This window comes from Pseudomonas sp. HR1 (assembly GCF_030175875.1).
Lineage (GTDB): Bacteria > Pseudomonadota > Gammaproteobacteria > Pseudomonadales > Pseudomonadaceae > Chryseomonas > Chryseomonas oryzihabitans.
On record NZ_JASNRF010000002.1, the window covers coordinates 618770 to 631279 of the forward strand.

9 protein-coding genes and 1 pseudogene are annotated in these 12510 nt (G+C 68.4%); 6 read left to right on the forward strand and 4 right to left on the reverse strand.

The annotated features are described in order from the left end of the window. Nucleotides 1-82: 82 nt before the first annotated feature. Nucleotides 83-2104, reverse strand: coding sequence for an NADPH-dependent 2,4-dienoyl-CoA reductase (locus QKY98_RS10160; protein WP_284670945.1), 2022 nt, complete (start codon nucleotides 2102-2104; stop codon nucleotides 83-85). Nucleotides 2105-2332: 228 nt separating this feature from the next. On the opposite strand from QKY98_RS10160, the gene QKY98_RS10165 reads away from it, so the two are divergent. The 4 genes from QKY98_RS10165 (at nucleotide 2333) to QKY98_RS10180 (ending at nucleotide 7732) form a co-directional block, all read left to right on the forward strand. Beyond that, nucleotides 2333-3355, forward strand: coding sequence for a carbon-nitrogen hydrolase family protein (locus tag QKY98_RS10165; RefSeq protein ID WP_077172504.1), 1023 nt, complete (start codon nucleotides 2333-2335; stop codon nucleotides 3353-3355). Further along, complete coding sequence (locus tag QKY98_RS10170) at nucleotides 3352-4395, forward strand: AraC family transcriptional regulator (protein WP_074583118.1); 1044 nt, start codon at nucleotides 3352-3354, stop codon at nucleotides 4393-4395. The genes QKY98_RS10165 and QKY98_RS10170 overlap by 4 nt, the downstream gene beginning before the upstream one ends. A gap of 65 nt (nucleotides 4396-4460) precedes the next feature. Continuing rightward, nucleotides 4461-6986, forward strand: a complete 2526-nt coding sequence (locus QKY98_RS10175) for a mechanosensitive ion channel family protein (RefSeq protein ID WP_284670805.1) — start codon at nucleotides 4461-4463, stop codon at nucleotides 6984-6986. Nucleotides 6987-6991: 5 nt separating this feature from the next. Further along, nucleotides 6992-7732 carry an NUDIX domain-containing protein gene (locus QKY98_RS10180; protein WP_284670806.1) on the forward strand — a complete coding sequence of 247 codons (741 nt, stop codon included), beginning with the start codon at nucleotides 6992-6994 and terminating at the stop codon, nucleotides 7730-7732. Here QKY98_RS10180 and cysE read toward each other — a convergent pair. Genes cysE through QKY98_RS10195 form a run of 3 tightly spaced genes read right to left on the reverse strand, consistent with a single transcriptional unit; the run spans nucleotide 7714 to nucleotide 9636 of the window. After that, nucleotides 7714-8502 carry a serine O-acetyltransferase gene (gene cysE / locus QKY98_RS10185; protein ID WP_044340737.1) on the reverse strand — a complete coding sequence of 263 codons (789 nt, stop codon included), beginning with the start codon at nucleotides 8500-8502 and terminating at the stop codon, nucleotides 7714-7716. The genes QKY98_RS10180 and cysE overlap by 19 nt on opposite strands. 15 nt (nucleotides 8503-8517) lie before the next feature. Then, nucleotides 8518-9084, reverse strand: coding sequence for a GNAT family N-acetyltransferase (locus QKY98_RS10190; protein ID WP_284670807.1), 567 nt, complete (start codon nucleotides 9082-9084; stop codon nucleotides 8518-8520). Between the two features lie 9 nt (nucleotides 9085-9093). After that, on the reverse strand, nucleotides 9094-9636 hold the full coding sequence (locus tag QKY98_RS10195) for a helix-turn-helix domain-containing protein (protein WP_284670808.1): 543 nt from the start codon (nucleotides 9634-9636) through the stop codon (nucleotides 9094-9096). Nucleotides 9637-10308: 672 nt separating this feature from the next. On the opposite strand from QKY98_RS10195, the pseudogene QKY98_RS10200 reads away from it, so the two are divergent. After that, a pseudogene (locus QKY98_RS10200) lies at nucleotides 10309-10485 on the forward strand (con-10 family general stress protein); the annotation flags it as partial. Nucleotides 10486-10703: 218 nt separating this feature from the next. Then, complete coding sequence (locus QKY98_RS10205; RefSeq protein ID WP_284670809.1) at nucleotides 10704-12509, forward strand: methyl-accepting chemotaxis protein; 1806 nt, start codon at nucleotides 10704-10706, stop codon at nucleotides 12507-12509. Nucleotide 12510: the final 1 nt, after the last annotated feature.

The window sequence follows — 12510 nt, forward strand, 5'->3', positions numbered from 1 at the left end:
CCAGACATTGGGACGAGGGTCGGTCCGGAACCGATGTTATGCGGAGTGGATCACAGAAATCATCCCTGATTGCAACGAAGAGTTACAGCTCGGCGGCAAGGCGAGTGGCCTGATCGATGGCGCGCTTGGCATCGAGTTCGGCGGCGACATCCGCGCCCCCGACCCGATGCACCGCCATGCCGGCGCCGAGCAGTTCGTCTTCCAGCTCACGCAGGGACTCCTGGCCGGCGCAGAGCACGACGTTGTCGACGTCCAGCACCTGCTCGCCGCCATCGGGCAGGCGCAGGTGCAGACCGGCATCGTCGATGCCCAGGTATTCCACCCCGCCAATGGCCTTGACGCCACGCTGCTGCAGGCGCGCGCGGTGGATCCAGCCGGTGGTCTTGCCCAGGCCCTTGCCGGGCTTGCCCGGCTTGCGCTGCAGCAGCCAGACCTCGCGCGGCACCGCCGGTGGCGCGGCCGGGGCCAGGCCGCCACGGCTGCTGAAGCTGGGGTCTATGCCCCACTCGCGGTAGAAGGCGGTGATGGGCTCCGCCTCCTGGTGGCCATGGGTCAGGAAATCCGCCACGTCGAAGCCGATGCCACCGGCGCCGATCAGGGCCACCCGCCGGCCTACCGGCTTGCGCTCCAGCAGGACGTCCAGATAGCCCAGCACCTTGGGATGGTCGACCCCCGGGATGGGCGGCACCCGCGGCGTCACCCCGGTGGCCAGGATCACCCCGGCGAAACCCTCGGCCTGCAATTCGGCGACGCTGACGCGATGGTTGAGGCGGACATCCACCGCCAGTCGCTCCAGTCGCCGCTGGAAATACCTCAGGGTCTCGCCGAATTCTTCCTTGCCGGGAATGCGCCGGGCAACATTGAACTGGCCACCGATGCGCTCGCTGGCTTCGAACAGCACTACCCTATGGCCGCGCTCGGCCAGGGTGCAGGCGGCCGCCAGCCCCGCCGGCCCGGCGCCGACCACGGCGAAGGTGCGGGGCTCGGCGGCGGGCAGGATCTGCAATTCGGTCTCGTGGCAGGCGCGCGGATTGACCAGGCAGCTGGTCAGCTTGCCGGCGAAGGTATGGTCCAGGCAGGCCTGGTTGCAGGCGATGCAGGTGTTGATCTCGTCGGCGCGGCCGGCGGCGGCCTTGGCGACGAACTCCGGATCGGCCAGCAGCGGGCGGGCCATGGACACCAGGTCGGCCTGGCCGGCGGCGAGGATGGCCTCGGCCACCTCGGGGGTGTTGATGCGGTTGGTGGCGATCAGCGGCACCCGCACCCGGCCCTTGAGCTGGGCGGTGACGGCGGCAAAGGCGCCGCGCGGCACCAGGGTGGCGATGGTGGGGATGCGCGCCTCGTGCCAGCCGATGCCGGTGTTGATCAGGCTGACCCCGGCGGCTTCCAGCCAGAGCGCCAGCTGCAGGCATTCCTCGGGAGTGCTGCCCTGCTCCACCAGATCCAGCAGCGAGAGGCGGAAGATGATCAGGAAGTCCGGACCGGTCGCGGCGCGGATGCCCTCGACGATGGCCAGCGGCAAGCGGCAGCGCTGGGCGAAGTCGCCGCCCCAGCGATCCGTGCGGTGATTGGTCCGCGCGGCGATGAACTGGTTGATGAAGTAGCCTTCGGAACCCATCACCTCGACGCCGTCGTAACCGGCCTGTTGCGCCAGCGTGGCGCAGCGGACGAAAGCGGCGATCTGCTCCTCCACCTCGGCTTCGTCCAGTTCGCGCGGGGTGAAGGGATTGATCGGTGCCTGCAGCGCCGAGGGCGCCACCAGCTGGGGGTTATAGGCATAGCGACCGGCGTGCAGGATCTGCAGGCAGATACGGCCGCCGGCGGCGTGCACCGCGTCCGTGACCGGCCGATGGTGTTCGGCTTCCTCGGGGGTGGTCAGCTTGGCCGCGCCCTTGGCCACGGCGCCCTCTTCGTTCGGCGCGATGCCGCCGGTGACGATCAGACCCACCCCGCCCCGCGCCCGCTCGGCGAAAAAGGCCGCCATCCGCGCGAAACCGCCGGGCCGCTCTTCCAGCCCCGTGTGCATGGACCCCATCACCACGCGATTGCGCAACATGATCGACCCCACGGGCAGAGGTTCGAGCAGATGCGGATAGCTTTCCATAGGGGTGGTATTACGGGGGGCAAGCTCGATCATGGCGGTCTCCGGTGGTTGGCCTTTCTGGGAAAGCCTGGCGCCACGATAGGAGGAGCGCGCCCCCGTCTCAATCACCGGAAATGACAACCTCTTTACCCAAATGCACAGCCGCCCCTTGGCAGTGGCGGTCTGGTCTCCTACCCTGAGCACCTTTATCCCGCCCGGCCCAGGAGGCCGGACCGCTCTGGAGTGCCGATGCGCAAGCTCGTGTTCCTGGTGCTGATCGCCCTGTTCGCCGTGCTGGCGGGCTGGGTGGCCCAGCGGCCAGCCTTCCATTACCTGTCGGATCTGCGCAGCAGCCTGGCGGTGGACCTGACCACCACGCCGGCGGCCGCCACCACCGGCAACCTGCTGGGGATCGAGCCCGAGCTGATCGCCCTGGACTACGGCAATCCCGAGCGACTGCGCCTCAAGCTCGATGCCTATCTGGCCAATGCGCGGCGCCTGGGCCTGATCGGCGCCCAGACCATCGTGGTACTGCCCGAACACCTGGGCACTCCGCTGGCGCTGATGGGCGAGAAACCCGAGGTCTATGCCGCCGCCCGCAGCGAAGACGCCATCCAGTGGCTGCTGCTGGGCAATCCGCTGCGCGTGGCCCGCGCCTGGTTCCAGGCCGAGGGGGACCGGCGCCTGGCCGACAGCCTGTTGCGCATGAAGGCCTGGGACATGGCCAGCGCCTATCAGCAACTCTTCGGCGGACTCGCCCGCCAGTACGGTGTCACCCTGGTGGCCGGCTCCATCGTGCTGCCCGGTCCGACCCTGGTCGACGGCGAATTGCAGGTGGGCACGGGACCGCTGCGCAATGTCACCCTGGTCTTCGGACCCGATGGCAAGGTGCTCGGCCAGCCGCTGGTGCGGCCCCTGACAGCCCGGGAACGCGGCGACGATCTCAGTCCGCCCCTGCTGCGGCTGCAGACGCCGCTGGGCCGTCTGGGCGTCATCCAGGGCAGCGACACCGGTCGCGCCGGGGTGCTCGACGATCCCCAGGTGGAACTGCTGGCGATCCCCGCCCTCGCCTCGGGCGCCACCCCGGCACTGGCGCCCTTCGATGTGCAGCGTCTGCGCGCCGCCGGCATTCGCGCCGCGCTTGAGGTGCAGTTGCGCGGACGGCTCTGGGAATGGCAGGCCGGTGGCGGCAGCCGGGCCTTCACCCCGGACGCCGAAGCCGCCACCGATCCTGCCCGGGCCGGCAGCAAGCTGATCAACCTGCGGCTATGAGCGCACCGGCGCTGCGCCTGGGCGATCTCTCCACCGGCTTCGTGCTGGCGCTGGCGGCGGCCGTCGACCAGCGGGGCGCCGATGCCGCCGGCCTGCTGGCGCGCTTCGGCCTGAGCGCGGCGCGGCTGGCCGAACCCGGCGGACGGCTGTCGATTCCCCATTACATGCGCCTGGGCCACGCCGCCCTGGAGCTGACCGGCGATCCGGCGCTGGGCCTGGCCATGGGCCGGGCGATGCGCCCGGCCTTTCTCGGTCTCGCCGGCGTCACCGTGGGCCAGGCGCCGGACGTGCGCCACGCCGCCGAGACGCTGCTCAGGCTGGAGCCGCTCTATGGCCGCAACTACCGGGGTCGGTCGCGCTATGCCGCCCAGGGTCGCGACGCCTGGCTGCACTTCTATAGCATCAGCCCCTACAACGCCTACAACCGCTTCGTGGTGGACGCGGTGCTGAGCGCCTGGCTGGCGTTGCTGGGCACGGTGGCCGGCCAGGCGCTGCAACCGCGCCGCGTGCTCATCGAATACCCTGCCCCGGCGGACCTCGCGCCCTACGCGACCGCCTTTGGTTGCCCGGTGGAATTCGGCGCCGCGGAGAATGCCCTGTTGCTCGATGCCGCGACCCTGAGCCGGTCCGGTCCCGAACATTGCCCGGCCACCTGGCGCCAGTTGCTGGCGCTGAGCGACGCCGAGCACGGCCGGCTGACTCGCACCCGCGGACTCACCGAGCGGGTGGTCGAGGTCATGGGGCCGCTGTTGCGGCATGGCGAGCCGACCCTGGAACAGATCGCCAGCCGGCTGCGCCTGCCCTCCTGGACGCTCAGACGCAAGCTGGCCGAGGAAGGCACCCAGTACCGCGCCCTGCTCAACCTGACCCGCCGCGACCTGGCCCTGGCCTATATCCGCGACACCGAGGCCAGTTTCGGCGAGATCGCCTACCTGCTCGGTTTCGCCTCCCCCGCCGCCTTCCAGCGCGCCTTCAAGCGCTGGACCGACCAGACCCCCGGCGACTGGCGGCGCCTGCAGCGGCAGGGCGTGGCCGGCTGAAGGGAGCATAGGCGCCGATCGTGGGTCCTAACTGCCTGATCCTTCACCAGGACTGCGCTCGCCCCATGCCCAATTTCCTGTTTGCCCTGCTACTGCTGTGCCTGGCGCTGCCGCTGCGCGCCACCGAAACCCCCGCCCAGGCCGCGACCGGCCTCGATCCCCAGCAGGCGCGCCAGGTCGCGGCCCTGCTGCAGGATCCGCAGCGGCGCCAGGAGCTGATCCTGACCCTGCAGGCCATTGCCAGCCAGCCGGCCAGCGCGGCCGCGACCAACCCGGCGCCGGCGAGCACAACAACCGCCGCTGCGCCGGCCACGGCCGCCACCCCGGCTACAGGCGAAGAAAAGACGCTGGTGCCCCTGGAAGCCAATGGCCTGATCGCCCAGACGCTCAGTCGCGTCGGGCGCTGGGCCGACAACCTAGGCAGCGAACTGAATCAGGTACAGCGGGCGGTACGCAGCCTGCCGGACTGGTCGCGCGCCAGCTTCACCTCCGAAGCGGGTCGCCGGGCCCTGTTGCAGGCCCTGCTGACCCTGGCCACCCTCTTCGCCGCCGGCCTGCTCGTCGAGTGGCTGATCCGTCGCGCACTCCAGCGCCCTCGGCAACGGCTGCAGCGCCAGGCCGATCACGCCGACAGCCGCGCCCGCCGCCAAGCCCAGCAGCAGGCGGCCCAGCCGTCACCGCCTGCGGCCGCGGCACCCGCGGCCGAAGAGGCCGCTACCCGCCCGGCCGAACCCGCGGTGGCCCTGGTCATGACCCAGCGCGACGGCGTTGATCAGCTCGAAGAGGTGCCCATCGCCCCGTCCGATAGCGCCGCACCGGTGCCGGATGAGCCCGCGCCCAGCTCCATCCCGGCCGATCCCGCTCCCGCCAGCCCCGCCCGACGCAGCGGCGAAGAGCACTGGACCACCCTGCGGCATCTGCCCTTCGCGCTCGGGCTGCTGGTGCTGGAAGTACTGCCGCTGCTGGCCTTCTGGGCCATGGCGGCGCTGCTCATCCACTACCTGGTGGGCTCGGATGCCAACCTGCGCGAGCTGGTCGGCGGCTTCCTCGGCGCCTACCTCACCACCCGCCTGGCGCTGATCGTCATTCGCCTCCTGATCGACCCCGCCGCCCACGGCATCCGCCTGCTCAAGGTCAAGGCGCCCCTCGCCTGCACCCTGCTGCGCTGGCTGCACGCCTTCGTCGCCCTGATCACCTTCGGCCTGGCGCTGGCCCAGGCCGCGGACATCCTCGGCGCCAACGAAGAAGGCCGCGAGGCCATCGTCAAGCTGGTCTCGCTGCTGGCCCACCTGCTGGTGGTGGGGCTGATCTTCCACGTGCGCCGGCCGGTGGCCGCGCGCATCGCCGGGCGTCAGGATGGCAGTGGTGCCCTGGCCGTGCTGCGCGCCTGGCTGGGCCAGGTCTGGGCGGTGTTCGCCGCGGTGTTCGTCATGGGCGGCTGGACCATGTGGGCGCTGGACATCGAGAACGGTCTGCCGCGGCTGATGAACTTCGTCGCGCTGTCCGCCGGCATCGTCATCCTCGGGCGCCTGGCGGCGGTGTTCCTGCTCGGCCTGCTGGGTCGGCTGTTCCAGCCGGCGGCGAGCGAAGGCGCCAGCGGCAGCGATCTGCACCTGCAGCGCTACTATCCGCTGGCGCGCTGGCTGGTGGGGGTGATCGTCACCCTGATCACCGCCCTGGCGCTGTTCCAGTCCTGGGGCTGGGGCGTGCTGGACTGGTTCGGCGAGGGCAGCATCGGTCGCAATCTGCTGTCCGCCTTCCTCACCATCCTCATCGCCGCCATCATCGCCGTGGCGATCTGGGAAGGCGCCAACGCCGCGGTGAACCGGCGACTGAGCAGCTGGAGCGAACGCGGCGATACGGTGCGCGCCGCCCGGCTGCGCACCCTGCTGCCCATGCTGCGCACCGGCCTGTTCATCCTGGTCGCGCTGATCGTCGGCCTCACCGCCCTGAGCGAGCTGGGCATCAACACCACGCCGCTGCTGGCCAGCGCCAGCATCATCGGGGTGGCGCTGGGCTTCGGCTCGCAAAAGCTGGTGCAGGATTTCATCACCGGCATCTTCCTGCTGCTGGAAAACGCCATGCAGGTGGGCGACTGGGTCACCGTGGCCGGGGTCTCGGGCACCGTGGAATACCTGTCGATCCGCACCGTGCGCCTGCGCGCCGGCGACGGCTCCCTGCACATCGTGCCTTTCAGCTCGGTGTCCGCGGTCAACAACATCAACCGCGGTCTGGGCAACGCCGCCCTGCGCATCAGCGTGGGCTACGAGGAAGACATCGAGCGCGTCATCGCCGAACTCAAGGACATCGGCGCCGGCATGCGCGCCGACGATGCCTTCAAGGAGCTGATCCTCGCCGATCTGGAGATCTGGGGCGTGGACGCCGTCGACGGCTCCATGGTGACCATCGCCGGCCAGATGAGATGCCTCGACAAGGGCCGCTGGGGCGTGCAGCGCGAACTCAATCGCCGCATCCTCGAACGCTTCCGCGAGCGCGGCATCGAGATCGCCAATCCGCGCGCCAGTCTGCTGCTGCCCAGCGAAGCCGGTATCGTACCCTCCACGCCCATCCCGTCACGCCCTGCGGAGTGAACCCCGTGCAGTACCGCCAAGACGCCTTCAACGGCCTGATCATCGATGCCGCCTCGCTGCCCACCGACCGCGAGGCTTTCGCCCCGGCACTAGAGGAGTTGCTCGACCGCGCCCGGCGCGAGGGACGCAACCTGATCTGGCTGACCCTGCCCCTGGCCCTCGGCGATCTGGTGGGGGTCGCCACCGCCGCCGGCTTCGTCTTTCACAACTGCCTGGAGCAGGAGCTGACCCTGGTCTGGCGCGGCACACCCACGGCCTTCGCGCCCTTCGTGCCGACCCACAGCCTGGGCGTGGGCGGCCTGGTACTCAACGACCGCGGCGAATTGCTGGCGATCCGCGAGCGCGGCAGCCAGGGTTACAAGCTGCCGGGCGGCCATGTCGAACTGGGCGAAGACCTGGCGCCGGCGGTGGTCCGCGAAGTCTGGGAGGAAACCGGCATCCGCAGCGCCTTTCGCAGCGTGGTCGGCCTGGTGACCACCCATCCCTACCGCTTCGGCAAGTCCAATCTCTATGTGGTCTGCCGCCTCGATCCGCTGAGTGCCGAGATCGCCATCCAGGATCCGGAGGAGATCGAGGACGCCTGCTGGCTGGCGCTGCCCGAGTACCTGGCGGATCCGGGCAACAGCGCCTTCAATCGCGAGCTGGTGCGCAGCCTGGCGCAGGCCGAGGGCCTGCAGGCGAGTGCGCTGAACAGCGAGCGCTATCCCAAGGCCGAGGTCTTTCTCGCTCAGCCGTCGAAGGACTGATCCATGCTCTCGGCCGGATGAGCGTCGCGCGGACGCCCCACCGGACGGGCGGGAATGCCCACCACCGTGGTATGGGGCGCCACCGGGTGCAGGACCACGCTGTTGGCGCCGATCTTGGCGCCTTCGCCGATCTCCAGATTGCCGAGGATCTTGACCCCGGCACCGATCATCACCCCGCGACGCACCTTGGGATGCCGATCGCCCTGCTCCTTGCCGGTGCCGCCCAGGGTCACCTGCTGCAGGATGGAGACGTCGTCTTCCACCACCGCGGTTTCGCCGATGACGATACCGGTGCCGTGGTCGAGCATGATGCCGCGCCCCAGCCGGGCGGCCGGGTGGATGTCGATGGCCAGCAGCCGATTGCAACGCGCCTGCAGGTGCAGGGCCAGCAGCCGCTCGTCGTTGCGCCAGAGGGCATGGCTCAGGCGCTGGGTCTGCAGCGCCAGGAAGCCCTTGGAGAACAGGAAGATCTCCAGCAGGCTGGCATAGGCCGGATCCCGCGCCAGCACCGCTTCCAGGTCCGCGCAGGCCGCTGCGGTCAATGCCGGCCACTCGGCATGCAGGGCGGCGAAGCGCTCGGCGAGGGCCTCGGCCTGCCCTGGATCCTCCGCCAGGGCCTCGGCGCAGCGCCGGACCAGGGCTGCCGTCAGATCCACCGGCTGCAGCAGCGCGCGCGTCAGCCCCGCGGCCAGGGCCGGAGCATCGCGACGCCCGGCCTCGGCCTGGGCGCACAGGAGTTGCCAGAGTTCGGGAGCGGAGCGAGGCGGCATGGTGGATAGGCGTCCTTAACTGAAGGCGCCCAGCTTAACGGGCACGGCGTTCAGCGTCTTGTACATCAGGGTGGTGCTGTCACGGCGTTCCGGTTGGCGGGCATCCAGGGAATAGCCGGGGATCCTGCCGACCACCTGATAGCCAAGGGACAGATAGAGCGGCTCGGCATGGTCGTCGCTGCGGGTGTCCAGGGTCAGCAATTCCCGTCCTTCGGCCCGCGCAGCCGCCTCCACCGCCTGCATCAGCCGGCGCGCCAGTCCCTGGCGACGCCAGTCCGGATGCACCAGCAACTTGACCACGTCCGCGCGGTGCGGCTGGTTGGCCGGGGTATCCAGCACCAGCTGCACGCTGCCGACCACCCGGTCGTCCTGCAGCGCGGCAAACAGCAGCCGGGTGCCCCGGGCCAGGCCCGGCGCCACGGCTTCGGTCCAGAAACGCCGATTCACGCTGTCGGCGAGCGGCAGGATGAAGCCGATGCTGGCGCCCTGCTCGACACAGGCGGCCAGCAGGCGCTGGAAGTCATCCAGATGACGGGTGAAGGCGGCAGCCTCGAGCTGCTCGATACGCAGGGACGCACTCATGGACACACCTCAGATCATGAACAGGAGATAACGGGCGCCCGCCGGACCACTGAGGAAGCGGCTGCTGCCCCAGAGGCGATAGCGCAGGCAATCGCCGACGCCCAGGCGGTAGGACTGGTCTTCGATCCACAGCTGCAACTCGCCTTCGAGCAGCAGCAGATGGTGTTCGAGGCCTGGGCGGGGCGATGCCTCGTAGCGGATGTCCACGCCTGGCCCGAGCGCGCTTTCGATGACCTCACCCGCCAGGGCCTGGGCCGGCGGCGACACCGAACGGCGGGTGAACGCCTGCGCGGGATCGCTCCAGATCTGCTGCGCCTGGCGCTGGACCTGGGCCGGATAGCGGCTTTCCACGCTGTGCAGCAGGCGTGTCAGGGTCAGGCCGTAGGCCGAACAGAGTTGCCCGAGCACCGCCGTGGTCGGGCTGACCTCGGCGTTCTCCAGGCGAGACAGCGTCGCGCGACTGACCCCACTCAGGGACGCCAATTGCTCCAGGGACCATTCACGCTCCAGGCGCAGCGCCTTGAGCTTGACCGCCAGTTGTTGATCCAGCATGACCACCTCCCTATAAAGGGAATTTTTCTCACATCAGAGAGAAAAGCGCAAGGTTAATGCTGTGCTACCCCTGTCGCATCAGGCCGCTGCCAAAGTTGATATCGCGTTAAACCTTATCGGAGAAACTCTTTACCGGGCACGTCGTTATATCCAGATGCCTTTCCGGACCATTCAGCAACGAGAGGCTCTAGCCAAGCCGTCCGCACTTTTCCACCGGCATCGAAAGAGCGCTATTCTGTAACATCGAACAAGCAGGCACGCGCGACGAAGATGATAATTTTCAGGCGACTCCAGAACGCGACTTCGATAAAGGCGTCTGAATGCCTGAGCGCGTTAAACCCCAGCGAAAACGCTCCCTTCAGCAAGATGTTTCAAGAATTTTCAGCGCCAGACAGGGATTCCAACCGGAAAGTTATTCCGACCTTGGCCGAATTCTTTTACAGCTCCTGTACAACTTTTCCGGAAACGGCTCTAGCAGGACAAAGTTCAAGTTTAAGTCTGTATCGAAGTTGCACCTCGTATAACAATATATCCCTCCATCAGCCCGCTCGAACTCGCTTTATAAAGCCCTACTCTCAATATCCGAATCGCTTAGCCTTTGGGGGCACGCATTCAACTGTTCAATAAATGAAAGTGGGAGAAGTTCTTATGGCCAACAAAAGTAGCAATCCAGGTAACTTCGCCAACAATCGCGAGCGCGCCGCCGAGGCGGGTCGCAAGGGCGGACGGGCGAGCGGCGGCAACTTCGCCAACAACCCGGCCCGGGCGTCCGAAGCCGGGCGCAAGGGTGGCCAGAACAGCCATGGCACCCGCCGTCCCGAGGCCGCGAACGACGCCGCGGCGACCTGAGGCATTCTGCCCCCATGGCAGCCGCCTCGGATCAGAGACTCCGGGCCGGCTGCTACCTTTGCTTCTCGCTTACCCTCCTGCCCCGCCGCCCGCCGCCTATCCTGCTCCTCCAGTGAGTTCCAACTCACACAAATGCATGACCGTGCTACTTTTATCGGACAACCCGAGTGGTCCCCAGGGCTCGCTCTCCCTGCTTCTGTCCGTCTGCGCCGGTGCCCATGCTCAACAACATTCGCATCCAGAACAAACTCTTCGCCGGCTTCGCCGCCATCATCGCCCTGGTGGTCCTGCTGCTCTGGCTGACCTATGCCGCCTTGCAGAGCCTGGTCGACGCCAACCGCTGGGACAGGCACACCGCCGAGGTGCTGCTGTCGGTTACGGCGCTGGACAACAACCTGCTGGAAACCCGCGCCAGATTGCGCACCTTCTGGTACTCAGGCGCTAGCGCCGATGCCGATACCGCGCGCCAGGCGCTGACGTCCCTGACCGCGGCCGTCCGTGTGCCCCAGCAACTGACCCAGGACAACGCCAGCCAGCAGCAGCGCTTCGCGCGCCTGAGCGCCGATCTCGACAACTGGCGGCAGAACACCTTTGAGCCCCTCCTGCGCCTGCGCGAGACGGGCAACCTCAGTCCGGCTCAACTGGCCAACGAACCGCTGGTCACCGCCCTGTCCACCCAGGTCACCAACCTGCGCCAGCAGATCCAGGGCATAGGCGACGAAGAGCGCCGGCTGTCCGCGCAACGGGCGGGCCATACCGAGGAAGTGCGTGACCAGCTGACCTGGACCCTGGTGGCCGGCGGCACCTTCTGCGTCCTGCTGGCCGCCCTCATCGCCTGGTTGCTGTCCCATCACCTGTTGCGCTCGATTCGGCGCCTGACCGACACCGTGGCGCGCATCTCCGCCGGTGACAGCGGCGCTCGGGTGCAGGTGCTAGGCCGTGACGAACTCGCCCAGGTGGGCCTGGCCTTCAATCAGATGGCGCAGCAGATCCAGGACGACCACGCGCGCGAACAGGCGCTGATGCACCGCCTGCGCGCCGATGTGGACGACCTGCTCGAGGTGGTCAACCGGGCTGCCGCGGGCGACCTCACCGGGCGCACCAGCGTCACCGGCGACGACGCCATCGGCCAGCTGGCTCGCGGCCTGAGCAAGATGATCGAGGACCTGCGCGGCATGATCGCCAAGGTGCAGCGCGCCGGTATCCAGGTGACCTCTTCCACCACCGAGATCGCCGCCTCCTCCCGCCAGCAGGAGGCCACCAGCATCGAGCAGGCGCAGACCAGCGTGGAAGTGCTGAGCACCACGCGGGAGATCGCCGCCAACGCCAATGCCCTGGTGCGCACCATGGAAGAAGCCGTGCAGGTCGCCGACGAGACCACCCAGGGCGCGGAGCAGGCGCGTAGCAGCCTGGCGAGCATGGACGGCACCATGCAGCGCATGGTGGCCGCCACCGATTCCATCAACGCCAAGCTCGCCGCCCTGTCGGAGAAGTCCAGCCACATCAACAAGGTGCTGACTACCATCACCAAGGTCGCCGATCAGACCAACCTGCTGTCGCTCAACGCCGCCATCGAGGCGGAAAAGGCCGGCGAGGCCGGGCGGGGTTTTTCGGTGGTGGCCACCGAGATCCGCCGGCTGTCCGACCAGACCACCGCCGCCACCGACGACATCGAGCAGATGCTCAAGGACATGAATTCCGCGGTGTCCGCCAGCGTCATGGGCATGGACAAGTTTTCCGAGGAGATCCGCCGCAGCGTGCAGGAGGTGGCCAGCGTCAGCGACCAGCTGGCCGAGGTGATCGAGGACGTGCAGAAGCTGCCGGCGCGCTTCGACATCGTGCTGGAGGGCATGCAGTCCCAGGCCGTGGGCGCCGGCCAGATCGCCGAGACCATCACCCAGCTCAACGACAGCACCCAGCAGACCACCGAGGCGCTCAAGGCTACCAGCGAGGCGGTCCAGTATCTGCAGCAGGCAGCCCAGGACCTGCAGAGCAGCGTCGCTACCTTCTCGGTCACTCGTTGAG